Source organism: Nocardia sp. NPDC051321 (genome assembly GCF_044455225.1).
Classification (GTDB): domain Bacteria; phylum Actinomycetota; class Actinomycetes; order Mycobacteriales; family Mycobacteriaceae; genus Nocardia.
In genome coordinates, this window is sequence record NZ_JBITEM010000006.1 from 426,889 (window position 1) to 452,133 (window position 25,245).

A 25,245-nucleotide genomic window follows, 5' to 3' on the forward strand; every position below is an offset into this window, starting at 1 on the left:
ACAAGAAGCACCTGACGACGCCGAATGTCGTTGTGGCACCGATCATCAGGCCCCGGATAGCTCAGAACCGGTAGGCATCGACCTCGCGGAGGTAGCGGGCGCGGGTCTGCTCATCGATGAAAGAAGCCTCGAAGGAGTTGCGGGCCAGGGTGCGCAGGTGATCGGCGGTCAGGTTCAAGGCGTCCCGGATGCCGTCGAAGTTGTCCTGCACGTAGCCACCGAAATACGCGGGGTCGTCGGAGTTCACGGTGGCGACCAGGCCGAGTTCGAGCATCTGCCGCAGCGGGTGGTCGGTGAGCTTGTCGATCACGCGCAGCCGCACGTTGGAGAACGGGCAGACGGTCAGCGGGATCCGCTCCCGCACCAGGCGCTGAACCAGCGCGGGGTCATCGAGCACCCGGATGCCGTGGTCGATGCGCTCGACGCGGAGCACATCCAGCGCCTCGGCCACATACGCCGCGGGCCCCTCCTCGCCGGCGTGCGCCACCGCCCGCAGCCCCAGCTCGCGGGCCCGCTGATAGACGGCGGCGAACTTGGCGGGCGGATGGCCGACCTCGGCCGAGTCGAGTCCGACCGCGACGATCCGATCCAGATACGGCTCGGCCTCCCGCAGGGTGTCGAGGGCGGCTTCGGCCGACAGATCGCGTAAGAAGCAGAGGATGAGTGTGGTCGAGATGCCGTACCGCTGTTCGCTGTCGCGCAGCGCCGCCCACAGGCCGTCGATGACGGTCGCGAAGGGCACTCCACGCGCGGTGTGCGCCTGCGGGTCGAAGAAGATCTCGGCGTGCCGGACGCCTGCCGCGCTGGCCCGGACCAGATACGCCTCGGCCAGGTCGGTGAAGTCCTGCTCGACCCGGAGCACATCCGTCAGCCGGTAGTACAGGTCGAGGAACGACTGCAGATCCTCGAACCGGTAGGCGTGATGCAACTCGTCCACCGAGGCGAACGGCAGCTCGGCGCCGTTGCGTGCGGCCAGCGCGAAGGCGAGCTCGGGTTCCAGCGTTCCCTCGATGTGCAGATGCAATTCGGCTTTCGGTACGGACACCCCGGGGATCCTAGCCGCGCTCCGTGACGGCGACGCACCGCGCGGATCACCCGAGCACCCGAGGCCCAGTTGCTACCCAGCACCGAGGGGAGGCCGTGCCGACCTTCGAAGCTGGTGCGACTACAGGATCAGATCAACTATCCGCTCCACCACGGCGTGCACGGCATCGGCGAGCAACCGTCCGAGCGCCGATCCCGCCACGCTGACAAGGAGATTCTTTCGATCGTGGCCGGGCTGCCGATCCGGCTCCGGACGTCGAACCGCTTGCCCGCCCTCATGTGTGCGAACCGACCTGGAAACGGCGGGTGATCCGTCGGCCTGACCGGCTTTCGGATCACTGGTGTCATGCGAGACCATGGGGTGGGCCCTCTCTGAGTCGGCCTGACCGAGGTGGGCCCGCACCGTCGCCTCCAAGTTCCGATGCGGGTCACACCCGGCATGGCTGCCACATCAGCAGCCATGCCGCCATTCAAGAGCGGGGACAATTTTCCTGTCTACTCCCTGAATTCCAGTTGTCTCGAGCGTATTCAAGACATCGAGTCGGAGAACATTGTCCCGATCAGCGCTCTACAATTGCCCGGCACGAGACTGATGAGGGACAACTCCACTGCCTGGAGGACTGCATGGGGGAGCACCAGCGCGTCGGGCGGCCCCTGCGGACCGATCCGGAGCAATTCCCCGCTGATCTGCCCGCGACAACGCGAGAACTGAACGCCGAGCTCAACAGGCTGCTGACCGAGGCGGGGCTGACCCACAAACGAGTTGTCGACCTGACCGACGGGTTGGACCTGACCGACAAGCAGCGCGCTCGCCAGATGGGTGAAACCCCCGGTGGACCCTCGCGACAATTCTTCGACGCGATCATCGCCACCGCGGCGGACAAACTCGATCGTCCGGTCCAGGATCTGCTCGACATCTTTGTCCCGCTGCGGGAACGAGCGCAGGCGGACATCCCGGGATGCAAACTCCCGCAACGGGTTCCATTAGTTCCCCCGGCCGCCGATCCGCCTGGACAATTGGCCGGGGCCAACGGTGGCGTCACCCTGGCGGACAAGACGGCATGGCTGCTCACCCTGCTGTGCGAGGGGAAGGAGGCCAGCGCCGCCGAACAGCTGGATGAGGTCTTCCGCCGCGGCGACCCGATGCTGCCCGCAGCGCTGGTCGAAGTAGGCCGCCGCCTTCCGGGTGCGGTCGCCTCCTTGCTGTACGCGGTCTGTGAACGGGGAGAGAGTGGGCTCGGCGCGGAATTGTTCGAGGCGATCATCGATCTCGACGAGGAGGTTGCCGGGCGAATCGCCGCGGTCCCCTGGCGCCAGATATCTCCTCCGCCCGCACCGACGACCAGCATCCTGACGACCGATCCGGAGCTGCTGTTCGGCCGCCGGATCGCCGCGGTGCTCCGGCGAGGGGATGTCGGGCAGGCAAGTCGCGAAGTCGTCGCGAAGATCCGCGAACCGCTCGGCACGCAGCGGAGCATCCTGAGCGAGATCATCGAAATCAGTTCGGATGGACCGCAACTGGCCAACATGCTGCTGTCGTCGATGGCGAAGTCACACCGCGAACAGATGATCCTGTGTGTGGTTCAGCTCTTGCGCGCCGCGCGGACGATAGATGGCAAAGCCCTGCTGCGCGGCTTCGACAATGCGCTGTCGTCCGAGCTGCGCGCGACCATTCTGCTGCTGCTCAGCCACACCAGCCGGATTCCGAACACGCACGGGCCGAGTGACCAATTCACCGACCTCTCCGGCTTCTTGGCCGCCGCGGCGCCCGCCCGCCTTGCCACGGTGCTGACCGAGGAGGAGGTCGTCTCCGCCGAGGGTTTGGCGGCGGGGCACCTGCTGGAGGCGGTGCCCGACTTCGGCTCGATCCTCGGGCGAATGACCTCCGCCCGGTTCAACGAGACCGCGACGCTGCTGGCGCGCGCGCTCTTCGATTGGGACACCCGCGCGGGCATACTCGGTGTGCCAGAACGGTATTGGCCCGTGCAGAACCTCGCCGACACGATGCTCAATATGACCTCGGGGAGCCAGCTCACGGGGGCGATCCTGAAGAACAACCCCGAAAGCGGCACGCTGCTCTTCCACGCCATGCAATGGCTGGACCACCCGCAGTTCCCCGCGCTACTGGAGGCGTTGGCCGACCATGTGACGATCGAAGCCCTCGCCGACACGCTCATCTCCGTCAACCAAGACCTGCGGCGACTGCGGATCTTCGAAAAGCTGATCACGCAGACGGCGGCAGGCGCCGAGCCGATCATCCACACCGTGGTCAATCACCCGATCGCCGCGACGGCGCTGTTGTCTCCTGCGCGCAAATACGCTCCGCCGCTTGCCGAACGGCTGCACGCGATGCTCGGGGATGAACGAGAGTCCGGCGGCACCCGCCGACCATCGGAACCTCAGCATGTTGCCGCACACACCGAAAAGCCCAGCCAGCCACAATGGTTCGAGACGCCCGCGGCGTCGGCGGTGCCGGTATTCGAGACCGTCGAGGCGAAAGAGCAAGTCGTAGCTTCGGATTCGACACAGCGGGCCGCCGCGCCGGGGGCACCGCCCGCACCGGTGTTCGGTGCTGCCGTCCCGGTCGAGCGATTCACCTCGCTGTTCCCCCGTGCAGTCGCCCCCGGGGTACCAGACCCGAGCGCAAGTGGTGATGCCGGCCGATCGCCCGCGCACTCTCTGTGGTCCCCGGCCGACACCTCGTCCACGCCTTCGCTTTTCCCTCGGTCCCCCGCACCCCAGCCCCCGCCCGCTCCGGTGTCTGGTGTCGCGGGTCCGGTAGAGCAGGACCCGGCTCCGCATTCGCCGTTGACGACTTCGGCCACCGGGACATCGCCCGCCAAGGCCCCCGCTGTGGCCAAGTCGGCCGACCAGACCAGACAGGTCCCGCCCGGATCCTCGTGACCGCGCGCGTCGTAAACCGGTGGTGCCGTGCACTCCTGAGGCATGGCGCGATCCGGTGCGGGCGTCGACGACAACGCAGGCTAGTTGATCTTGTATATCCAGATTCCCGGGTTTGTCAGTTCGCCGGTGGCCGACCATCGGTAGGTGCGGGCCAAGCCCGGGCCTTCGTATCGGTGCAGGTAGTTCAGTAGGTCGGCGCGGTTTCGGTGGCCGGTGGCGATGCCGTTCAGGGTGATGGTGGTCAGGTCGTATGCTTCGATGGCGTTCCAGCCCGCGCCGTGGTTGTTCAGGGCGCGGAAGTCGAAGTAGAACCGTCCGGTGACCGGGGCACAGGAACAGGACAGAAACGCGCCGCGGACCGAAATTGGCGAGGGCGCAACGAAATCCGTGCTCAGTGCGCCTTCGGTGGTGACGAAGGGGGCGGTGACGCCGCCCTGTTTCAGCTGCTGGGCGAAGATTGCCGCTTCGACGGCGTAGCCGGAGTAGAAGACCGCGTCCGGTTTGCTGGCGGCGACCTTGGCCACAGCGACGCTGAAATCGCGATCGCCCTGCTTGACGTCCGCGCGACAGCTGGGCTCGGCGGCGCTACCGAGCATCGCGACGACATCGTGCGCCATGCCCTTGCCGAAGCCGGAATCGTCACGAACCACACAAATCTTGCTGAAATGAGCTGTGTCGGTGAGATATTTGGCGACGGCACGCCGGTAGACATCGGTGGTGGCCACGGCACGGAAGAAGCTGCGCCAGCCGCTTGCGGGGTCGACGGGAGTGGTGCCGGGAAAAAGAACCGGCAATCCGGCATCACTGAAAAGCTGTCCGGTCGGCAGGATCCCGGCGGACAACGGACCGACCAACGCGACAATCGACGGGTCGTTCACGATCTGTCGCGCGACATCGGCCGCGGTCTGCGGAAACCCACCGGAGTCGAATTCGCGCACGGCGACAGGGCATCCGGGGTTCGCCCTGGTGAACTGGTCGACGGCCAGCTTCACCCCGTCGATCAGACCGCGATCGGTACCGGCGTCGGCTCCGGTGAGTGGCGCGGTCGAGGCGATGGTCAACGGCTCGCACGCGGCCTTGCCGTCGCCGGCGGGATCCGCCGCGGCGCTGGCTCTCGGCACCTCCTTGCCCTCGGCGTCGATCTGCATCAGCGCCTGGAACGGTGCGGGGCCTCCGGTCGTGCCCGGTGCGACGGCAGCGGACCAATCGATCGGTCGCAGCGCAACGGGTCCGGTCGAGATGGCAGGCTGCTTGGTGGAGTGGTCACTTGTCGCCCAATGAATCCCGACCACCAGCGCGAGAACGACAGCGAGCACCAACCCGCCGATACCGGCGCGGCGCAGCAATCGACGCGCGGGGTGGTGCGCGTCCTGTGGCATCGGCCGCTGTTGCGGGAGCGGCACGACCGGGCTCTGCGGCACCGCCAAAGCCTGCTGTGCGGCGACCGCGAATTCGGTGCAGGAACTGAATCGTTCGTCGGGATTCTTCGCGAGCGCCTTCGCCAGCACCGCGTCGACGCCAGATGGCACATCCGGTCGCAGGTTGTGCAGTAGCGGCGGGGCATGCTGCAAGTGGCCGGCGATCATCGCGGCAGGACTGCTGGCCGCGAACGGCGAGGTGCCCGACAGCAGCCAGAACAGGCTGCACGCCAACGAGTATTGGTCGCTGCGGTGATCGACGGGGACGAACGACAATTGTTCCGGCGACGCGTATGCCAGCGTCGCCGCCAGTCCACCGTCTTCGGTCAGTTGCCGTGACTCGTCACGTAATCGCGCGATACCGAAGTCCGTCAACAGAACTCGCTCACCCTGCGCCGCGGTCGCGCGAGCCAGCAGGATGTTCGCCGGTTTCACATCGCGGTGCAGCACGCCGGTGGCGTGCGCGTAGTCGAGCGCTTTCGCGGTCTCGACGATGATCTCCGCGGCCCGCTCCGGCGGCAGCGCGCGCGGGTCGAGATCCGCGGCGTCGATGCCGTCGACGTATTGCATCGAGATCCACAGCTGCCCCTCGTCGAGACCGCGGTCGTACACGGCCACGATGTTCGGGTGGTCGAGCCGTGCCGCCAGATCCGCCTCGCGCTCGAACCGTGCGCGAATTTCGGTGTCGGCATACAGATCCGGATAAAGCAGCTTCAAAGCGGTCAGGCGCGGCAGGCGGGGATGTTGCGCCAGGTATACCGCGCCCATACCGCCGCGGCCCAGCTGACGCTTGATCACATATCCGGCGAAAACCTCACCAGCACGCAGCATCCAGCCCCCTCAGACTTCGAGTCCTCCGGACCGAGCCGAGCTAACTGCCGACCACGCGGGTAGCGGTGACGAGCTGCCGATCGGCCCGAATGCATCGTCCCTCGTCAAGCCCATCCTAGCCGCGAGAAACCCTGCCGCACTAACGAAACGGACGCTGGCCGGGGACCGCGCCGCTGGTCGCCCGATGCCGCTCTCTGCGTCGGGTGACGACGCGTCGGGTGCCGCGACGACACCCGACGCGGGTAGAACTACTCCCCCAGGTACACCGGGAGCTGGCGGTGACCGTTGGATACGAAGCTGCCCACGGGCTGCAACTCCGCCGGATCCACCGCCAACCTGAGCTTCGGGAAGCGCTCGAAGAGGGCGGGCAGGGCGATCGCGGCTTCGAGCCGCGCCAGCGGGGCGCCGATGCAATGGTGGGCACCATGACCGAAGGACAGGTGGTCCTTGTTGGTGCGGTGGATGTCGAACTGATCGGCGGTCGCGCCGTGCAGGCTCGGGTCGCGTCCGGCACCCGCGTAGGAGGCAAGAATGGCCTCGCCCTTGGGGATTCGGATGTCGCCGACGTCGATATCGTCGACGGCGTAACGCAACGGCAGGTGCGCGACCGGCGCCTCGTAGCGCAGCGTTTCCTCCACCACTTCCGACCAGGGCACCCGGCGCTCGACCACATCGGCCCGCTGCTCCGGATGGGTCAACAACGCGAAGATCGCCTGATCGAGCAGGTTGACCGTGGTCTCGTGGCCCGCGTTGATGACGAGCATCAGGGTGTCGACGAGTTCCTTCTCGGCCAGTCGCTCACCGTCCTCGGCACGGGTGGTGATCAAGACGCTGGTGACGTCGTCGCCGGGGGTTTCGCGGCGGTAGGCGACGAGTTCGCTTACGAGCCGGTACATTTCGAGGTAATTGGCTTGCGCTTGCTCGGGCGTGAACGAGGTGTCGAAGAATCCGTCGACGCACTTGTGCAGGCCGCCACCGAGATGTTCCGGCACGCCCATCATTTCGGTGATCACCTGGATCGGCACCGGATACGCGTAACCCGCACGGAGGTCTACGGATTCGCCGGGCAGGGTGGCCGCGAGCGCGTTCAGCAGGTTCTCGGTGATCGCCTCGATCCGCGGCCGCAGCGCCGTGCTGCGCCGGTGGGTGAACGCGGGCGAGACCAGTTTCCGGAGCCGCCGATGGTCGGCACCGTAGGCGGTGAACATGTTGTCCACCGCGACCCAGGGCAGCAGCGGCCACGCCTCGGTGATCTCGCCGTTGATGAACGAAGACCAGTGCTGCCGAGGATCTTTGGACACGCGCGGATCGGCGAGCAGGCTCTTGAGCACCGTCGCGTCGGTGGCCGACCACGCGGGCACGCCGCCCGGTAATTCCACCACCGCGACGGGTCCGCGCGCACGGATCCGCGCGGACTCGCCTTGAATGTCGGCACCGGTCGTGTCCAGAACTATCGGTTCATGCTCCATCGGACGCTCCTTACATCATGTTCAACGGAGGGGACTTGGGGAAGACGACCGGCAGCGCGGCGACCGCGCGGTGGAAAGGCCCCGGCCGCCATGCCAATTCGTGCACAGGTACGGCGAGTTCCATTTCGGGGAGTGCGTCGAGCAGCTGATCGATGGCGTCCTGCACGATCAGGTAGGCGACCGACTTGGCCGGGCAGGCGTGCGGTCCGGCCGCCCACGCCAGGTGCGAGCGGTTGCCGGTGCGGTCCCCGCCCCGGATCTCGGGGTCGTTGTTGCAGCCCGCGAGGCTGATCAGGACCGGCTGGTGCGCGGGCAACCAGTTGTTGTCGATGAGAATCGGCTGCCTCGGGTAGGAGGTGCAGAAGTTCGCCATCGGCGGGTCGTTGAACAGCACCTCGTCGAGTGCGTCACGGGTCGACATGCTGCCGCCGAGGACGTCGCCGCCGAAACGATCGTCGGTGACCATCAGCATCAGGGTGTTGATGATCAAGTTCTGCTGCGGTTCGATGCCCGCGCCGTAGAAACTGATCAGCTGGCACAGCATTTCGGTGTCATCGAGTTCGGCAGGGTGATGCGCTAGTCGCGAGGTGACGTCGTCGCCCGGCTCCGCGCGCCGCAACCCGATCAGCTCCAGCAGTGCCTCGCTGAGCATCTGCATGCCCTGGGCGGCGTTGACGGTATCGAAGAGCGCGGCCATGCCGGTCGCGACCCGCTGGCCCAGTTCCGCTGAGCAGCCGACCATTTGGTTGAGTACGTCGAAGACCAGCGGGAACGCGTACTGGGTCACCAGGTCCGCCGAGCCGGTCTCGCAGAAGGAGTTGATCAGCGGGATGGCGATCCGCTCGACGGTGGAATGCAGGGCGTGCAGGTCGATTCCGTCGATGGCGGCGGTGTAGGCCTGCCGGTAGCGCGCGTGCGCGGCACCGCTGTTGCGCAGCGCGTTCGGGTACCACTCCATCATCGGCTTGATGGGTGAGTCGTCGGGGATGTGCTGCTGCCAGGTCCGCGGGTCGGCCGGAAAATGCTCGGGGTCGTTGAGGATTCGCAATGCCGCCTGATAGCCGACCACCAGGGTGGCCGGTACGTCCGGGGCCAGCTCGATCGGCACCAGCGAGCCGTACTGGCGGCGCATCTCGGCGTAGGCGCGATGCGGATCGGCGGCGAACTCCGGGGTGTACAGCTGGACGCGGGGGCCATCGGTGTCGATGGGTGATCCGTGCTGGACCGGGCAGACTCCGGGCGCGGCAGTCTCGGTGAACGGTGACGTGGTCAAAGACGTGACTCCAAGCGGTCGGTGCGCGGGCACGTGGCTCGGTCACGTGCCTCGGGAAAGGTCGGAGGTGTATCAGGTGTCAACCGACCATAGGTGACCATTGCTAACGAGTGCACGCCGAGGACCGGGACGCTCCGTGGCAACCGCAGATTCACCGTGTCTACCTCATAATCCCTGCAGGACACGTATTTTCGACGGGTGCGACACCGACTGATCCCCCTAGTCCCGGCAACCGCCCAGAACCCGACGGCTCACCCACGGTAGCAGCATTGCGGCAAAGTCTCTCTCGATGTGGCAACAGGTTTCAGGTGGTTGACGGCGCGCAAATAGCTAGTGCTACCAGGGGATACACCGCTGCCGTTCAGCTGGTCTGTACCGACTGATGCGGATGGGTGTGGATCTGATCGGGTGGGTTAATTGACCTTGTAGAGCCAGGTTTGAGGCGTCGCGAGTTCGCCGGTGGTGGACCAGCGATAGGTGCGGGCGAGGCCGGTGCCCTCGTAGGCGCGCAGGTAGTCGACGAGGTCGGCGCGGGTCGCGCGGCCGGAGGTGATGCCTTTCAGGATGATCGTGGTGAGGTCGTAGGCCTCGACGGCGCTCGGGCCGGGAGCCTGCCCGTTGAAAGCCTGGTAGTCGCTGGCGAACTCGGCCACGACCGGGCCGCACGAGCAGGACACGAGCGCGCCCGCCGCCGAATTGCCCGCTTGGGTAGCGAAATCCGGCGTGACCGTGCTTTCCGCGGAGACGAACGGTGCGGTGATACCCGCGCGGCGCAGCTGTTGCAGCAGGGCGGCGGCCTCTTCGTAGTAGCCGGAGTAGAAGACGGCATCCGGTTTGGCTGCGGCGATATCGGTTGTCACCGTGGTGAAGTCGCGGTCGCCCTTGCCGATCTCGGCCGCGCACTTCGGATCGGCGGCGGAGCCGAGGCTGGAGACCGCGCTCCCGGCCAGGCTGCTGCCGTAACCGGTTTTGTCCTTGATGACGCAGATCTTGCGGAAGTGCGCCGTATTGACCAGGTATTTCGCCAAGGCGGTGCCTTGGACGTCGTCGGCGGCCAGCCCACGGAAGAATGAGTGCCAGCCGTTGGTGGACAGTGCGGGGCCGGTGGCCGACGGAGTCAGGAACGGGAGCCCAGCGTCACTGAAAACCTTTCCTGTAGAAGCGATTTCCGACGAGAACACCGGACCCACCAGCGCGACGATCGACGGGTCGTGCACGATCTGCGCGGCCACACCCGCCGCCTGCGCGTCGCTCGGAATATCGAATTCCCGCAGTGCGACAGAACATCCCGGATTGGCCTTCGTGAACTGATCGATAGCCAATTTCACCCCGCCGCCTGCGGTATGCGCGGCACCTGCTGTCGTGGCAATGGTTACGGGCGCACACGTCGCCTTACCATCACCATCGGGAGTAAGCGCGGCACCGGGTTTCGCAACCTCTCTGCCCTGGGCGTCAAGCTGCGTCACCGGCTCGAAGGCGCGCGACGCACCGGCGGTCCCCGGCGCCGCTGCCCCCACCCAATCAATTGGCCGCGATGCGCCCGGCCCGGATGATGCGGTGCGCGACACCGCGGTATGCGACGAGGACCACGAATTCGCCCAAACGATCCCCGACACGATCGCCGCCACCACGACCACCACCCCCGCCACACCAGCATTACGTGCGGTTCGCCCAGCAGGACGCGCCGCTATCAGCGCTGCGGTCGTGGCATGATTGGATATCGTTGGGGCACTCGGGGATTGGCGCTCCAACTTGGCTTCTGGACCGAGCGCGCCGGTGGAGAGCGCTTGGCGTGCCGCGGTGGCGAACTCCGCGCAGGAGTTGAAGCGGCCTTCGGGGCGTTTGGCCAGTGCCTTTGTCAGTACGGCGTCGATGGCGGGCGGCAGGTTCGGGCGCCGGCTGGTGAGCGGGGGCGGCGGTTGCTGGAGGTGCGCGGCGATCATGGCCGCCGGGTTGTCGGCGGCGAAGGGCGCGGTGCCGGACAGAAGCCAGAAGAGGGTGCAGGCCAGGGCATATTGGTCGGTGCGGTGATCGACGGTGCCGGCCGATAGTTGTTCGGGGGCGGCGTAGGCCAAGGTCGCCGCGAACATTCCGGTTCGGGTGAGCTGGTGTGCGTCGTCACGGAGCCGGGCTATGCCGAAGTCGGTCAACAGGACTCGCTCGTCCTGACCGGCCGTCGGGCGGGACAGCAAGATGTTGGCCGGTTTCACGTCGCGGTGCAGGACGCCCACGGCGTGCGCGTAGTCGAGTGCCTTCGCGGTCTCGGTGATGATCTCCACCGCGCGTGCCGGTTCCAGCGAGTCGGGTTCGAGTGCTCCGGCGTCGATGCCGTCGACGTACTGCATCGAGATCCACCGGGTGCCGTCGTCGACGCCTCGGTCGTATACCGCGACGATATTCGGGTGGTCCAGCCGCGCGACCAATTCGGCTTCGCGCTCGAATCGTGCCAACATTTCGTCGTTGGCATGCAGGCCAGGACTGAGCAGCTTCAACGCGATCCGGCGCGGTAGCCGCGGGTGCCGCGCGAGATACACCGAGCCCATGCCGCCGCGACCCAGCTGGCGCTCGATCACATACCCGGCGAAAACCTCACCAGCGCGCAGCATCCCGTCCTCTCAGACGTCCAGTAACCCGGCCATCGTAGCCTGCGTTTTTACGCGGGCGAGCTGACCCGAACGCGCTAGCCGGACCCGCTGGAGCCGGTCGGGGCCTGCTAGTCGACTGGCACGATAACTTCCTGCTCAGGTGCCATTACTTGCCCGGGCGAGGTCGCCGACGCGCCGCAGTATCCACCGAGGCGGTAGCGGCCAGTGGGCACACTCGTTTGAGTCTTGCACGCTTCGGGTCGGCGTGACCGGCCGGAATTCCGTTGACCTGGGCCCGGCAGTTCCAGGAGGCTCGGTGTTGTGCACAGGAATACGGAGCCGGTCCGTCTCGAGCCGCTGACCGAGGACAATCTCGCGATGCTGCTCGAAGTGGCGGTCGGCGACGCGGATCCGCTGGAGGTGATGCCGCCGGTCGCGGGTGCGCCAGGCTGGAATGCGCGGCGTGAGCAGGCGTTTCTCGAGTTCCACCGTGGGCGCGCGCTGCTGGCGGAGGCGCCGGTCGAATACACCTATCTGATCGCGGTGGGTGGCCGGGTCGTCGGCGCCGCGCGGTTGCAGCCCGGCGCGGAGGGGCTCGAGGCCGGAGTGTGGATCGGCCGCTCGGAGCGTGGGCGGGGTGTGGGCCGGGCCGTTGCCGAGCAGCTGCGGACGGCTGCCGCGGAGCTCGGTGCACGCCGAATCGTTGCCGTCACCACGGTCGGCAATTCGGCGGCACGCACGCTGCTCGGGGCGGCCACTTCGACGGTCAGCGGCGACACGGTGACGGCGACACTGGCGCTCGATTAGTGCCGCGTACTGGCGGTACTCACTGGTGTGGCGCGAACCTGTTCAACTGTGGCGCAATCACTTCAGGGCCTGCGCGACCTCTGCCAATGCGGCGCGCAACAAGGCTGAGTAGGCGTCGAGGTCGGGAACTGTCGCGGTATCGGCGTGCAGTGAGATCGTGACGGTTTCGCCGAGTCCGTGCACCCCGTGGGTCAACCGCATGACCGAACCGATCGCCGGGAAGCCGCCGGTGAAGTGCACCCGGCCGCCGCCGAAGCTGAGGTCCGCCGGGCCGCGGTGCACGCTGGAAACGACGGTGTGGCCTGTGATGGCGTCGGGGACCGTGGTCAGCGGGTAGCGGGCGATATCGCGCCGGAGCAGCGGGGCGGGCACGACGGCGGTGACGCGATCTTGCGCCGTCAACAGCGGATGCCGGGCGCGCACCCGCCGATCCGCCATGGCGGCCGCGATCTTGTCGGCACGAAGGCGCAGATCGGGTTCGTCGACGCAGAGATCGACGCTGAGACTGCGGTAGTTGTTGCGCGCGTTGGCCATCGCGGTATCGGATAGCGCCATGGGCACCTGCGCACCGAGCCGCCGCACCGCCGCACCCCGCCCGTCGAGGTAGCGCGCGAGCGCGAGCGACACCGCGGTGAGCACGACAACGGTCACCGTGCGCCCAGGCGCCCGCAATGCCGCCGTGTCGCACACCATCATTCGCACGGCGTGCGCCGAATTCGCTTCCGTTGCAGCCTGGTTGACCAGGCTCGGCGGAAAGTCCGGCCCGGGCGACGGCAACTTCCCCGACGTGGTGAGCTCGGCGAGCTCCTGCTGCGCTCGAAAGGCCTGATAACCCCGGAAGACCGTGCGGGCCAGCTGAATCGGCATGCGCGGCAACGCCAAAACCGCGGCTATCGGCGCGGACGTCGCCGACCTGATCGGCACGCGAAGCAAGCCAGGAACCGAATCCTGCAGGCTGGCGGTCGGTCCGAATCCGCCAAGCTCGGCACCGACCGACCGCGCCCACGTCACCACCGTGGCCAGGGTGCTGGCGCGGGCCAGGCGACCGGAGCGCGAAGCACCTCCCACAGAGGTGGCCTCCTCCCCTGGGCCCGCCTCGGCGAACAGCGCCCGCGCGATCTCGGCGGCGCGACGGCCGTCGGCGAGTGCGTGCGATATCTGCAGGACAGCGACGAGCACAGGCTCCCCATGTCCGGGTGAAGGCGCGTCGACGATCCCGCGGAACACGTGCAACCGCCATGGCCGCGCCGCCGCGGCGACTCCGGTGTCGAGCACCTCGCCGAGGGCAGCTTGCAGGTGCGCCCAATTCGGCTCCGGCAGTGGATGCTCGATGAACTGGTCGGGGGTGAAGTCGCACGGCACCCAGGACGGGTAGTCGAGATCGCCCGGCACGGCGCGCGCCCGGACTCGCAGGTCGGCGATGCCCGCGCTGCGTTCGGCGACGAAGGCGCGCAGGTCCGCGGCCGGGAGTCCGGCATCGGCGAAGCAGTACAGCAAGAACAGATCGTTGCGGGTACGGGCCGACAGCCAGTACATCGTCGCGTCCTGCGCTGCCATCGCACTCACCGCCCGACAGTATCGAACCGGTCGGCCCACCCTCCGCTCGAACGCCGGGCGCCTGCACTCGTCATTCTCGGGGCAGCACCGGCGGCGGCTGAATGATCTTGTTCCACAAGTGGATCGCGCTAAACCTATCGATTACCCGATGACCTCCTGCTACCGTCTGTAGTAGAACGCACACCACTCTCAGGGGCGGGGGTCGACCATGGCAACACAACTCGGTCGCAAGGTCAGCGCGCAGGCGAATTCCGCCGACGAGCGATATCAGGCCGCGAACTTTCTCAAGCGGTCGATCAACAAGGTCTTTCCGACGCACTGGTCATTCCTGCTCGGCGAGATCGCGCTGTACAGCTTCATCATCCTGCTGCTCTCTGGCGTGTATCTGAGCTTGTACTTCGACCCATCCATGACCGAGGTGGTCTACAACGGCGCCTACCAGCCGTTACGCGGCGTCACCATGTCGCGGGCCTACGAGACCGCGCTGAACATCTCGTTCGAGGTGCGCGGTGGGTTGTTCGTGCGGCAGGTGCACCACTGGGCCGCATTGCTTTTCGCGGCGTCGATCATCGTGCACCTGTTCCGGGTGTTCTTCACCGGCGCGTTCCGCAAGCCGCGCGAGGCGAACTGGGTGATCGGCGCGCTGCTGCTGATCCTGGCGATGTTCGAGGGCTACTTCGGTTACTCGCTGCCCGACGATCTGCTCTCGGGCACCGGCCTGCGTGCCGCGTTCTCGTCCATCACGCTCGGCATTCCGATCGTCGGCACCTGGATGCACTGGCTGATGTTCGGCGGAGACTATCCGGGCACCATCATCATTCCGCGCCTGTTCATCGCGCACGTGCTGCTGTTCCCCGGCATCATGCTCGCGCTGATCGCGGCGCACGTGGCGCTGGTCTGGTACCAGAAGCACACCCAGTACCCGGGTCCTGGCCGCACCGAGAACAACGTGGTCGGCGCGCGCATCGTGCCGGTGTTCTCGCTGGATCAGGGCTCGTTCTTCGCGTTCACCCTCGGCATCGTCGCCATCATGGGCGGCCTGCTGCAGATCAACCCGATCTGGAATATGGGTCCGTACAACCCTTCTCAGATCTCCGCGGGTTCACAGCCGGACTTCTACATGATGTGGACCGACGGCATGATGCGCCTTATCCCGCCATGGGAGCTGTATCTGGGCCGCTATACGGTGCCCGCCCCGGTGTGGGGCGCGCTGATCATGGGCTTGGTGTTCACGGTGCTGATCATGTACCCGTGGATCGAGAAACGGCTGACCGGCGACTCGGCCGTGAATCACAACCTGCTGCAACGCCCGCGCGACGTGCCAGTGCGCACCGCGATCGGTGCGATGTCGATCGCGTTCTACGTCGTGCTCACGCTGTCCTGCGTGAACGACATCGTCGCCTACAAGTTCAACGTCTCGCTGAACGCGACCACCTGGACCGGGCGCATCGGCATTCTGCTGCTCCCGCCGCTGGCCTACTTCGTTGCGTACCGGATCTGCCTCGGCCTGCAGCGCGGTGACCGTGCGGTGCTCGAGCACGGCGTCGAGACCGGCGTGGTCCGGCGGCTGCCCAACGGCGAGTACATCGAGCTCCATCAGCCGCTCGGCCCGGTGGACGAGCACGGCCATCCGATCCCGCTGGAGTACCAGGGCGCACCGGTGCCGAAGAAGATGAGCAAGCTCGGCCTGGCGGGCAAGCCGGGGACCGGCAGCTTCTTCCGGGCCGATCCGTGGGAGGAGTCCGAGCGCAATCACGAGGCCGACCACAACGAAGAGCGGCGGCAGCTCGCGGTGCTGCGGAATTATCAGGAACGCGATAGCCGGAACGGGAACGGCGCGGACGGTAACGGCTCTGGCCGTTAGCCGACGGTCATTAGCTGACGTGCGCGCGTTATCCCGACATGCAAGTATTCGGACGCCGGAAACCCGATGCCCGAATATTGCGTGGCCCCGAGTCCGTGCCGACTCGGGGCCCGTAGTGCCTGTTCGGACGACCTGTTGTTATCAGGCGCGGCCGAACTCCCCCTGCGCCACTCCGGTTAGGAATGTGTCCCACTGACCCGGGGCAAACGCCAGCACCGGGCCATACCCGTTGTCCTTGGTGTCACGGACCGCGATTTTGCCGTCGACTAGAAAGGCGACTTCCACACAGTTTCCGTCGGGACCGCTGTATGTGCTCTTGCGCCACACAGCATTCGTCAAATCAACCTCCACGGCACTAGCTCCTTTGCTGCGTCGAGAACGAGATTTCTTCTGACATCGTTCTAACTAGCACCGGCACTCGGCCAAGCAACGCCGAATCCCCTGCGCCTGCTGGAAGCGCGCAACTCAACGGTGCGTCGTTATCGCACTGTACGTCGGGGTGAATACACCCCACGAGGTTGCCCCCGCGCGATAAACACTAGCAGGCCTATCGAAAGTTTGCCCGTCTCTTGCTTATTCAATCATCGCAACTGCCACGTTTGCGAAGATAGAATGTTGCGGAAACATTGCCAGCAGCTATCGACCATTCCTCTGATCGGACTGCGGCAAACTTTCCGGCCGACGTAATTGCTCCGTGATCCGTCATTGTTTCCTTATGTGGACACTGGCTCATCGACGCCACGGCCGGTGGCGGGCATGATGGAAGTCATGGTTGACCGCGATCGCGACGACGCAGGTCGCGCCCTTAACTCTCGTCCGCGTGACCGATTGGGCCGTCCGCTGCCGTTCGGCAGTGTCGGAGTTGCCCGAATTCCCGATGATCTGAACCTGCCGCCACAGCAAACCCTCGCCTTCGCTCAGCAACTGCTGGACGACGGATTGGCATTCAACGCGCACGAGGTATTAGAGGCGGCGTGGAAGAACGGACCGTTCGCCGAACGGATGCTGTGGCAGGCACTAGCGCAACTCGCTGTCGGTGTCACACACATCCAGCGCGGTAATCCCAAGGGCGCGCGCACGCTGCTCACCCGCGCGATCACCCGACTGACCGAGTACCAGCCGGAAGACGGCGCGCAGCCGCCCTACGGCATCGACCGCGCCGGCCTGATCGCACACTCGCAGGCACTGCTCGACGCCTTGGCCGCGCAGGCGCCGATCTCGCCGACGGAGCTGACGCCGCGGCTGCGCGGCTGATATCTACGATGGGCATCGTGTCGACGTCATTCCGCCCGTGCCGGGCCCGTGCCTGAGCCGGGTGCGGGCCGGTACGCGCCGAGTCCGTCCGGGGATCTGCACCTGGGGAATCTGCGCACGGCACTGCTCGCCTGGGCATTCGCCCGCTCGACCGGTCGGCGCTTCCTGATGCGGGTCGAGGATCTGGATCGGGTGCGGCCGGGCGCCGAGCAACGGCAGCTGGACGATCTGGCCGCGATCGGACTCGACTGGGATGGACCGGTGGTCCGGCAGTCCGAACGTCTTCCGCATTACCAGGACGCCATCGATCGACTCACCGCCGCCGGCCGCACCTACGAATGCTTCTGCACGCGAAAGGAAATCCAGCAGGCGGCGACCGCGCCACACGGTCCGCTCGGCGCCTATCCCGGCACCTGTCGCACGCTGACCGACCAGGCGCGCATGAGGTTTCGCGAACAAGGGCGTCCGGCCGCGCTGCGCTTGCGGGCCGCCGCAACCGAATTCGAGATCGTCGACGACCTGCACGGGCGCTACCGGGCACCGGTAGACGACGTGGTGCTGCGGCGCGGCGACGGCATCCCGGCCTATAACCTCGCGGTCGTGGTCGACGACGCGGCACAGGGCATCGATCAGGTGGTGCGCGGCGACGACCTGCTACCGTCCACCCCGCGCCAGGCCTATCTCGCGACGCTGCTCGGTCTTCCGGTGCCGCACTACGCGCACGTTCCGCTGGTACTCAATGCCGAAGGACAACGTCTGGCCAAGCGCGACGGCGCGGTGACGCTGACCGATCAACGCGCGCTCGGCAACACGCCCGACCAGGTAGTCGCCGCGCTCGCCGACTCGCTCGGCTACCCGGTGACCTCGGCGGCGGCACTGCTCGACAGCTTCGACCCGGCACATCTGCCGCGCGAACCGTGGATACTCGACGGGAATGGGTTGTTGCAACGCAGTCGATGTCCGTAACGTACGCATTCGTCCAACTACTGATCACTCGACGAGGACAAACTATGACAAGCGGTGGGTACGACCCCAACCAATATCCGCAGGGCGGGCAGCCGTATGGGCAGCCGTACCCGCAAGGCGGCCAGCAGCAACCGCAAGGCGGTCAGCAGTTCCCGCAGGGCGGCCAACAGTTCCCCCAGGGCGGGCAGTACGGTCAGCAGCCGCCGCCGCAGTACGGGCAGCAGCCGCCGCAATACGGCCAGCAGCCGCAGTACGGTCAGGCGCCGCAGTACGGGCAGCAGGATCAGTACGGCCAGTACCCGCAGCAGCCGGGCGGCTTCAATCAGTACGGTGGGCAGCCGGGTGACCTCGGCACCCGCATCGGTGCGCGCGTCATCGACGCGATCATCCTGGCGATCCCCTACGCCATCCTCTACGTGGTGTTCAGCGGCTCGACCGGGGCCACCGTCGGCCTCTCCGTGGTCTGGACGGTGGTAGAACTCGCCTACTTCGTCGGCATGGAGACCACCCAGGGCACCACGCTCGGCAAGAAGATCCTCGGGCTGAAGGTGCTCGCGCCCGGCGGCGCGGCCAAGATCGAACCGGTCACCTCGCTCAAGCGCAACCTGTTCCTCGCGGCGAACATCATTCCGTGCGTCGGTGGCCTGGTCTCGCTGGTTCTCGCGATCTACATCATGGTCACCATCTCGCAGGACCCGAACAAGCAAGGCTGGCACGACAAGTTCGCCGGTGGTACCCAGGTCGTCAAGTCCTGACCCCGATCGGCTGAAGACACGCGCAGGGGCGCACCCGTTCTCGGGTGCGCCCCTGACGTTTTCGTGAAGTCGCGGTTAGGTGGTTCCCGCGATGAGTACGACGACGAACCACAGGATCGCGAGCACGATGGCGCCGACCCCGATCCAGATGCCGGCCAGCGCCATGCCCTTGCCCTCTTGGCCGCTCTGCTTGACCTGGTTCAACGCGATGACGCCGAGGATAATGCCCACGATCGAGCCGAGGCCGCAGGTGACGAATCCGGCCAGGGAGGAGATCAGGGCGCCGATCGCCATGCCGTTGGTGCCCTGCTGTTGCGGCATCCCATACGGCTGGTAGGCGGGCTGGTAGCCGTAGTTCGGCTGACCATACGGTTGCTGCGGCTGGCCGTACGCCTGCTGCGGCTGTTGCTGACCATATGCCTGCTGCGGCGGCTGGTAGCCCGGGTACTGCTGTTGCGGAGGCGGTGTCACGGGCTGGGCGGGCTGCTGTGGGTATTGCGGCGCCGACGGGTACCCCGATGGCTGTTCAGCGTTCGGGTATTGCGGAACTGAGCTCTGCGCACCGGATTCCGGCGATACGCCCTGGCCGCCGTACTGTTTCCACCATTCGTCGGAATCGCCGGGATTCGTCATTGCTACAGGGTATTCCACAACCTGGTTGGATGATGCGGGTGAGTGAGCCGAATAAAATCGAAGTACCCGAATCTGGACACCCCGCGCCGGACCATGCGGCATTCGCCCAGGTGGCGCGGGGGTACTACACACCGATCGTGGCGTTGTTCACGGCGACGCTGATCATCTCCAACATCTGCGCGACCAAGGGCGTGCAGTTCTTCACCGATCACTCGGTGAAGATAGGGCCGTTCGAGGTGCTACCGATCAGCACCGACGGCGCCTGGTTCCTTTTCCCCCTCGCCTACATCCTCGGCGATGTGCTGAGCGAGATCTACGGCTTCAAGTCCGCCCGCCGGGCCATCTACTTCGGGTTCGCCACCCTGCTGTTGACGGTGGTGTGCTTCAAGATCGCGATCGAGTTGCCCGCAGCGACGTTCTACGAGAACCAGGACGCGTTCCGCACCGTCATCGGCACCACGCCGCAGCTGGTCGCGGCCGGCCTGGCCGGTTACTTCGTCGGTGAGATGCTGAACTCCGCGACGCTGGTGCTGATCAAGGAACGGACCAAGGAAAAGCACCTGTGGGCGCGGCTGATCGGCTCGACCGTGGTCGGCGAGTTCGGTGACACGCTGATCTTCTGCTCGATCGCGGCCACCGCCATCGGCATCGACTCGTGGAGTCAGTTCGTGAACTACGTGATCGTCGGCTTCCTGTGGAAGACGCTCGCGGAGGTCATCGTGCTGCCGATCACCTATCGGGTGATCGCCTGGCTCAAGAAGAACGAGCCGACCTACGCACCGAGCAAGGAACCCGCACTACTCAGCTGAAAGACGTGGGCGGCCACCGAACTTCACGCCGTGGAGTTCGGGGCCACCGGTCTACGGGGTCGGCACGCGGCCCTTCCAACGTCCGAGCGTCTCGGCCTTGTGCTCGTCGAAGTAGCCGCCCTCGATGCTCGCGCGGATGCGGTCGACCAGCCGAATGGTGTAGCGCTCGTTGTGAATTGTGCACAGGGTCGCCGCGAGGATCTCCTTGGCCTTGAACAGATGGTGCAAGTAGGCCCGGGTGTAATTGGCGCAGGTGTAGCAGTCGCAGGTGTCGTCGATCGGGGTGAAGTCGCGCCGGAAACGGCTGGTGTTGATGTTGAATCGGCCCTCGGCGACGTAGATGGCGGCATTGCGGGCGACCCGGGACGGGTTCACGCAGTCGAAGGTGTCCGCGCCGTTCTCCACCGCCGTGAAGATGTCCTCCGGCTCGCTGATGCCGAGCATGTGCCTTGGCTTGTCCTCGGGCAGTTCGTCACAGCACCAGCCGACGATGGTGCCGAGGTTGCTCTTTTCCAGCGCGCCGCCGATGCCGTAACCATCGAAACCCGTTCCCTCGCTACCGCGCAACGATGCCAGGCCGCGACAGGCCTGACGGCGCAGGTCTTCGTACTGCGCGCCCTGGATGACACCGAAAAGCGCCTGGTAGGGACGGTGTGCGCGGGCCGAGGTCAGGCGCTCGTGCTCATCGAGGCAGCGTTGCGCCCACGCGTGCGTGCGCTGCAGTGACTTCTCTTGGTAGCCGCGGGTATTGAGCAGGGTGGTGAGCTCGTCGAAGGCGAACATGATGTCGGCGCCGAGCTGATGCTGGATGCCCATGGACACCTCGGGGGTGAACCGGTGCTTCGAGCCGTCCAGGTGCGAGCGGAAGGTGACGCCGTCGTCGTCGACGGTGGCCAGGCGCTCCTTGCCCTTCGCGATCACGTCGTCGCTGCGTACGTCCACCGCCTCCATGGCGAGCACCTTCTTGAAGCCGACGCCGAGCGACATCACCTGGAAACCGCCGCTGTCGGTGAAGGTCGGCCCCGGCCAGTTCATGAACTTGCCGAGCCCACCCGCCTCGTCCACGATGTCGGAACCCGGCTGCAGGTAGAGGTGATAGGCGTTGGCCAGCAACGCCTGCGCGCCGATCTCCCGCATCGTCTCCGGCAGCACCGCCTTCACCGTCGCCTTGGTGCCCACCGGAATGAACGCGGGCGTGGCGATCGAGCCGTGCGGAGTGTTGATCACACCCGAGCGCCCATGCCGCCCATCGAGGCGGTTACCGACGGTGAACGAGAAGGAACCAAGGTCTGACACCCCGACATCCTCCCAGGTCCCCCACCCACCCCTCACCGAGGCAAGCCAAACCGTCCGCCACCAGCAAGATAAGGGCCGCTCCGCCGAGGTGAACGGCGAAGCGGCCCTTGGTCGGGCGCTAGACGTCGGCCGAGGCGGCCGCGAACTGTGCGTTGTACAGGCGGTAGTAGGCGCCGCGTTCCTCGAGCAGGCGTTCGTGGGTGCCGTGCTCGACGATGCGGCCCTGCTCCATCACGACGATCAGGTCGGCGTCGCGGATGGTGGACAGGCGGTGCGCGATGACGAAGCTGGTGCGGTCGCGGCGCAGGGCCGCGGTCGCGTGCTGCACGAGCAGTTCGGTGCGGGTGTCCACCGAGCTGGTCGCCTCGTCCAGGATCAGGATGGACGGCTTCGCCAGGAACGCCCTGGCGATGGTGATCAGCTGCTTCTCACCGGCGCTGACGCCGGAGCCCTCCTCATCGATGACGGTGTCGTAGCCGTCGGGCAGCGCGTGCACGAAACGGTCAACGTACGCGGCCCGCGCGGCCTCGAGGATGTCTTCCTCGCTCGCGTTCGGATTGCCGTAGGCGATGTTCTCCCGGATGGTGCCCTTGAACAACCAGGTGTCCTGCAGCACCATGCCGATGCGGGAGCGCAGGTGGTCGCGGGTGATCCGGGTGATGTCGACACCGTCGATGGTGATGGCGCCGGAGTCGAGCTCGTAGAACCGCATCAGCAGATTCACCAGCGTGGTCTTGCCCGCACCGGTGGGACCGACGATGGCGACCACGTGGCCCGGCTCGGCGATCAGCGACAGCCGCTCGATCACCGGCTTCTCCTCCTCGTAGCGGAAGGAGATGCCCTCGAACTCGACCTCGCCTCGGTCGACCGGGCGGGTATCGGCCGCGATCGGGTCCGGGCTCTGCTCCTCGGCGTCGAGGATCTCGAAGATCCGCTCGGCCGAGGCGACGCCGGACTGCAGCAGGTTGGCCATCGCGCCGATCTGGGTGAGCGGCTGGCTGAACTGACGCGAGTACTGGATGAACGCCTGCACCTCGCCGAGCGAGAGCTGACCCGTCGCCACCCGCAGGCCGCCGACCAGCGCCACCAGCACGAAGTTCACGTTCCCGAGGAACATGATGGCAGGCATGATCAGCCCGGAGATGAACTGCGCCTTGAAGCTCGACTGGTAGAGCTCCTCGTTGCGCTTATCGAACTCTGCGCCGACCTCGCGGTTGCGGCCGAACGCGGTGACGATCTCGTGCCCGGTGTAGGCCTCCTCGACCTGCGCGTTCACCAGACCGGTGTTTTTCCACTGGTCCACGAAGTGCGGCTTGGAGCGTTTCGCGATCAGCGCGGTGACGGTGATCGCGGCGGGCACGGTGAGCAGGGCGATCAGCGCCAGCAGCGGCGAGATCCAGAACATCATCACCAGGATGCCGATCACCGTGAACACCGAGACGATCAGCTGACTCATCGTCTGCTGCAGGCTCTGCGACACGTTGTCGACGTCGTTGGTGACCCGGCTCAGCACGTCGCCGCGCGGCTGGGAATCGAAGTAGCGCAACGGAAGTCGATGGATCTTGTCCTCGATATCGCTGCGCAGTCGCTTGACCGTGCGGTTGATCACCATGTTGAGCAGGAAGGCCTGCAGCCAGCCGAATACCGACGCGCCGATGTAGAGCGCGAGCACCAGCAAGAGCACATGGCCGACGGCGGTGAAGTCGATGCCCACGCCGGGAGTGACGTGCATGGCGCTGAGCATGTCGGCAAAGGTGCTGTCGCCCTTGGACCGCAGGTATTCGACCGCCTGATCCTTGGTGGTCCCCGGCGGGAATTTCAGCTGCTTGCCGACCACGCCGTCGAAGACGAGGTTGGTCGCCTTGCCGAGCATGTACGGGCCGAGCGTGTTCAGCACCACCGAGGTGATGGCGAGCAGCACGACGAGCCAGACGAACTTCTTCTCCGGGGCGAGCCTGCGCAGCAGCCGCTTCAGCGACGGGCCGAACGACTTCGCCTTGGCATCCGGCGCACCGGGGGCCGGCATTCCTGGCCTCATCGCACCTCTTCCGCGCTCAGCTGGGATGACACGATTTCCTGGTATTCCTTGCAGTCGCGCAGCAATTGCTCGTGCGTGCCGATTCCGGCCATCTCGCCGTCCTCGAGCACCACGATCTGGTCGGCGTCGCGGATCGTGGTAATCCGTTGCGCCACAATGATTACCGAGGCGTCCCTGGTGACGGGCCGCAGCGCGTCGCGCAGCCTGGCGTCGGTCGCCTGGTCGAGCGCGGAGAACGAGTCGTCGAACAGATAGACCCTCGGCTGCTTGACCAGCGCACGGGCGATGGCGAGCCGCTGGCGCTGGCCACCCGATACGGTGGTGCCGCCCTGGGCGACCGGAGTTTCCAAGCCCTGCGCCATCTCCCGGACGAAGTCGTCCGCCTGCGCGATCTCCAGTGCGCGCCACAGTTCCTCGTCGGTGGCGTCGGGATTGCCGTAGCGCAGATTGCTGGCGACCGTCCCGGAGAACAGGTACGCCTTCTGCGGGATGAGCCCGATCTGTTCGCGCAGCAGCTCGAGGTCGATGTGCCGGACATCGGTGCCGCCGAGGTAGACGGCACCGTCGGTGACATCCATCAGCCGCGGAATGAGGTTGAGCAGTGTGGTCTTGCCCGAACCGGTGGAACCGACGATCGCGGTGGTCGTGCCCGGCTGCACTTGGAACCGAACGGCTTTCAGCACCGGCTTCTCCGCACCGGGGTAGGCGAACTCGGCGAACTGGAAGTCGACATCGGCCGGGTCGCCCTTGAACGGCTGCGGCAGCGGCGGCGGCACGACCGAGGACTCGGTCTCCAGCACCTCGCCGATCCGGTCGGCCGAGACCGCGGCGCGCGGCGCCATCATGGCCAGGAACGAGGCCATCATCACGGCCATCAGAATCTGCATGATGTAGGACAGCATCGCTGTGAGCGAGCCGATCTGCATGGTGCCTGCGTCGACCGCGTGCCCGCCGAACCAGATCACCGCCACCGCGGTGATATTGCTGATCAGCATGACCAGCGGGAACATCAGCGCCATCAGCCTGCCGACCCGCAACGCGGTGTCGGTCAGCTCTGTGTTGGCGACGCCGAAGCGCCAGGTTTCCTGGCGTTCCCGGACGAACGCGCGGACCACGCGGATGCCGGTGATCTGCTCGCGCAGTACCCGGTTCACCTCGTCGATCCTGGTCTGCATGTCGCGGAAGCCGGGCACCATCCGGCTGATGATCCACCCCATCGACAGCCCGAGCACCGGCACCGCGATGAGCAGCAGCCAGGACAGGCCGAGATCCTCGCGCAGCGCCATGATGATGCCGCCGATGCACATGATCGGCGCCATCACCAGAATGGTCGCGGACATCGCGATGAGCAGCTGAACCTGCTGAATGTCATTGGTATTGCGGGTGATCAGCGACGGCGCGCCGAACATGCCGACCTCGCGCGCGGAGAACGTGCCGACCCGGTGCAGCAGTGCGCCACGCATATCGCGACCAGCGCTCATCGCCGCCTGCGCGCCGAGATACACCGAGCTGCCCGAGGCGAGGATCTGCACGCCGGTGACCGCGAGCATGCGCAGACCGGTGCTCCAGATATATCCGATATTGCCCTTGGTGACGCCGTTGTCGATGAGATCGGCGTTGAGACTCGGCAGATACAGCATCGCGATCACCGAGATCAACTGCAGCACAACGACCCCCGCCAGCTGGGCGCGGTAGGGGTACAGATAGGTGCGCAGAAGTCGAATCAGCATGATGATTCGCAG

Annotated in this window: 18 protein-coding genes; 7 read left to right on the plus strand and 11 right to left on the minus strand. The window is 66.2% G+C overall.

The window, feature by feature from the left end:
• Nucleotides 1–61: 61 nt before the first annotated feature.
• Nucleotides 62–1,045 carry an adenosine deaminase gene (locus ACIA8C_RS16875; protein ID WP_397135445.1) on the minus strand — a complete coding sequence of 328 codons (984 nt, stop codon included), beginning with the start codon at nt 1,043–1,045 and terminating at the stop codon, nt 62–64.
• A 623-nt stretch (nt 1,046–1,668) separates the two neighbouring features.
• Here ACIA8C_RS16875 and ACIA8C_RS16880 point away from each other — a divergent pair.
• Nucleotides 1,669–3,948: a hypothetical protein gene (locus ACIA8C_RS16880; protein ID WP_397135447.1), complete on the plus strand. Its 2,280-nt coding sequence runs from the start codon at nt 1,669–1,671 to the stop codon at nt 3,946–3,948.
• An 80-nt stretch (nt 3,949–4,028) separates the two neighbouring features.
• Here the strand turns inward: ACIA8C_RS16880 and ACIA8C_RS16885 are convergent, their stop codons facing one another.
• The 4 genes from ACIA8C_RS16885 to ACIA8C_RS16900 form a co-directional block, all read right to left on the minus strand.
• Complete coding sequence (locus ACIA8C_RS16885) at nt 4,029–6,197, minus strand: bifunctional serine/threonine-protein kinase/ABC transporter substrate-binding protein (RefSeq protein ID WP_397135449.1); 2,169 nt, start codon at nt 6,195–6,197, stop codon at nt 4,029–4,031.
• A 248-nt stretch (nt 6,198–6,445) separates the two neighbouring features.
• Complete coding sequence (locus tag ACIA8C_RS16890; protein WP_397135451.1) at nt 6,446–7,666, minus strand: cytochrome P450; 1,221 nt, start codon at nt 7,664–7,666, stop codon at nt 6,446–6,448.
• Between the two features lie 10 nt (nt 7,667–7,676).
• Nucleotides 7,677–8,939, minus strand: a complete 1,263-nt coding sequence (locus ACIA8C_RS16895) for a cytochrome P450 (RefSeq protein ID WP_397135453.1) — start codon at nt 8,937–8,939, stop codon at nt 7,677–7,679.
• Nucleotides 8,940–9,352: 413 nt separating this feature from the next.
• A complete protein-coding gene (locus tag ACIA8C_RS16900; protein ID WP_397135455.1) occupies nt 9,353–11,545 on the minus strand; it encodes a bifunctional serine/threonine-protein kinase/ABC transporter substrate-binding protein in 2,193 nt (730 codons plus the stop codon).
• A 300-nt stretch (nt 11,546–11,845) separates the two neighbouring features.
• On the opposite strand from ACIA8C_RS16900, the gene ACIA8C_RS16905 reads away from it, so the two are divergent.
• Nucleotides 11,846–12,331 carry a GNAT family N-acetyltransferase gene (locus ACIA8C_RS16905; protein ID WP_397135457.1) on the plus strand — a complete coding sequence of 162 codons (486 nt, stop codon included), beginning with the start codon at nt 11,846–11,848 and terminating at the stop codon, nt 12,329–12,331.
• Nucleotides 12,332–12,388: 57 nt separating this feature from the next.
• Here the strand turns inward: ACIA8C_RS16905 and ACIA8C_RS16910 are convergent, their stop codons facing one another.
• Complete coding sequence (locus tag ACIA8C_RS16910) at nt 12,389–13,897, minus strand: WS/DGAT domain-containing protein (protein ID WP_397135459.1); 1,509 nt, start codon at nt 13,895–13,897, stop codon at nt 12,389–12,391.
• A 199-nt stretch (nt 13,898–14,096) separates the two neighbouring features.
• Between ACIA8C_RS16910 and ACIA8C_RS16915 the strand changes: the two genes are divergently transcribed.
• Nucleotides 14,097–15,752 carry a cytochrome bc complex cytochrome b subunit gene (locus tag ACIA8C_RS16915; protein WP_397135461.1) on the plus strand — a complete coding sequence of 552 codons (1,656 nt, stop codon included), beginning with the start codon at nt 14,097–14,099 and terminating at the stop codon, nt 15,750–15,752.
• A 141-nt stretch (nt 15,753–15,893) separates the two neighbouring features.
• Here the strand turns inward: ACIA8C_RS16915 and ACIA8C_RS16920 are convergent, their stop codons facing one another.
• Nucleotides 15,894–16,091, minus strand: coding sequence for a DUF397 domain-containing protein (locus ACIA8C_RS16920; RefSeq protein ID WP_397135463.1), 198 nt, complete (start codon nt 16,089–16,091; stop codon nt 15,894–15,896).
• 429 nt (nt 16,092–16,520) lie between these two features.
• Between ACIA8C_RS16920 and ACIA8C_RS16925 the strand changes: the two genes are divergently transcribed.
• The 3 genes from ACIA8C_RS16925 to ACIA8C_RS16935 are packed head-to-tail and all read left to right on the plus strand — an operon-like array spanning nt 16,521 to nt 18,727.
• Complete coding sequence (locus ACIA8C_RS16925; RefSeq protein WP_397135465.1) at nt 16,521–17,006, plus strand: DUF309 domain-containing protein; 486 nt, start codon at nt 16,521–16,523, stop codon at nt 17,004–17,006.
• Nucleotides 17,007–17,054: 48 nt separating this feature from the next.
• Nucleotides 17,055–17,972 (plus strand): tRNA glutamyl-Q(34) synthetase GluQRS, encoded by a 918-nt coding sequence (gluQRS, locus tag ACIA8C_RS16930; RefSeq protein WP_397135467.1) that lies wholly within the window; start codon nt 17,055–17,057, stop codon nt 17,970–17,972.
• Between the two features lie 44 nt (nt 17,973–18,016).
• The gene (locus ACIA8C_RS16935; protein WP_397135469.1) at nt 18,017–18,727 is read left to right on the plus strand and encodes an RDD family protein; all 711 of its coding nucleotides are present in this window, start codon (nt 18,017–18,019) and stop codon (nt 18,725–18,727) included.
• A gap of 75 nt (nt 18,728–18,802) precedes the next feature.
• Here the strand turns inward: ACIA8C_RS16935 and ACIA8C_RS16940 are convergent, their stop codons facing one another.
• Complete coding sequence (locus ACIA8C_RS16940) at nt 18,803–19,360, minus strand: DUF4190 domain-containing protein (protein WP_397135471.1); 558 nt, start codon at nt 19,358–19,360, stop codon at nt 18,803–18,805.
• 29 nt (nt 19,361–19,389) lie between these two features.
• Between ACIA8C_RS16940 and ACIA8C_RS16945 the strand changes: the two genes are divergently transcribed.
• A complete protein-coding gene (locus ACIA8C_RS16945; protein ID WP_397135473.1) occupies nt 19,390–20,169 on the plus strand; it encodes a queuosine precursor transporter in 780 nt (259 codons plus the stop codon).
• Nucleotides 20,170–20,220: 51 nt separating this feature from the next.
• On the opposite strand, the gene tgt is transcribed toward ACIA8C_RS16945, so the two are convergent.
• From tgt to ACIA8C_RS16960, 3 genes are all read right to left on the minus strand, one after another.
• Nucleotides 20,221–21,465, minus strand: a complete 1,245-nt coding sequence (gene tgt, locus ACIA8C_RS16950; RefSeq protein WP_397135475.1) for a tRNA guanosine(34) transglycosylase Tgt — start codon at nt 21,463–21,465, stop codon at nt 20,221–20,223.
• A 118-nt stretch (nt 21,466–21,583) separates the two neighbouring features.
• A complete protein-coding gene (locus tag ACIA8C_RS16955; RefSeq protein ID WP_397135477.1) occupies nt 21,584–23,491 on the minus strand; it encodes an ABC transporter ATP-binding protein in 1,908 nt (635 codons plus the stop codon).
• An 8-nt stretch (nt 23,492–23,499) separates the two neighbouring features.
• Nucleotides 23,500–25,233: an ABC transporter ATP-binding protein gene (locus ACIA8C_RS16960; RefSeq protein ID WP_397135479.1), complete on the minus strand. Its 1,734-nt coding sequence runs from the start codon at nt 25,231–25,233 to the stop codon at nt 23,500–23,502.
• Nucleotides 25,234–25,245 lie beyond the last annotated feature (12 nt).

Bases quoted from the DNA above. Each gene is read 5' to 3' on its own strand.
- ACIA8C_RS16890 (WP_397135451.1), bottom strand. From the start codon at position 7,666: ATGGAGCATGAACCGATAGTTCTGGACACGACCGGTGCCGACATTCAA.
- ACIA8C_RS16940 (WP_397135471.1), bottom strand. From the start codon at position 19,360: ATGACGAATCCCGGCGATTCCGACGAATGGTGGAAACAGTACGGCGGC.
- ACIA8C_RS16960 (WP_397135479.1), bottom strand. From the start codon at position 25,233: ATGCTGATTCGACTTCTGCGCACCTATCTGTACCCCTACCGCGCCCAG.
- ACIA8C_RS16880 (WP_397135447.1), top strand. From the start codon at position 1,669: ATGGGGGAGCACCAGCGCGTCGGGCGGCCCCTGCGGACCGATCCGGAG.
- ACIA8C_RS16915 (WP_397135461.1), top strand. From the start codon at position 14,097: ATGGCAACACAACTCGGTCGCAAGGTCAGCGCGCAGGCGAATTCCGCC.
- ACIA8C_RS16925 (WP_397135465.1), top strand. From the start codon at position 16,521: ATGGTTGACCGCGATCGCGACGACGCAGGTCGCGCCCTTAACTCTCGT.
- ACIA8C_RS16955 (WP_397135477.1), bottom strand. From the start codon at position 23,491: ATGCCGGCCCCCGGTGCGCCGGATGCCAAGGCGAAGTCGTTCGGCCCG.
- ACIA8C_RS16900 (WP_397135455.1), bottom strand. From the start codon at position 11,545: ATGCTGCGCGCTGGTGAGGTTTTCGCCGGGTATGTGATCGAGCGCCAG.
- ACIA8C_RS16885 (WP_397135449.1), bottom strand. From the start codon at position 6,197: ATGCTGCGTGCTGGTGAGGTTTTCGCCGGATATGTGATCAAGCGTCAG.
- ACIA8C_RS16935 (WP_397135469.1), top strand. From the start codon at position 18,017: ATGACAAGCGGTGGGTACGACCCCAACCAATATCCGCAGGGCGGGCAG.
- ACIA8C_RS16945 (WP_397135473.1), top strand. From the start codon at position 19,390: ATGATGCGGGTGAGTGAGCCGAATAAAATCGAAGTACCCGAATCTGGA.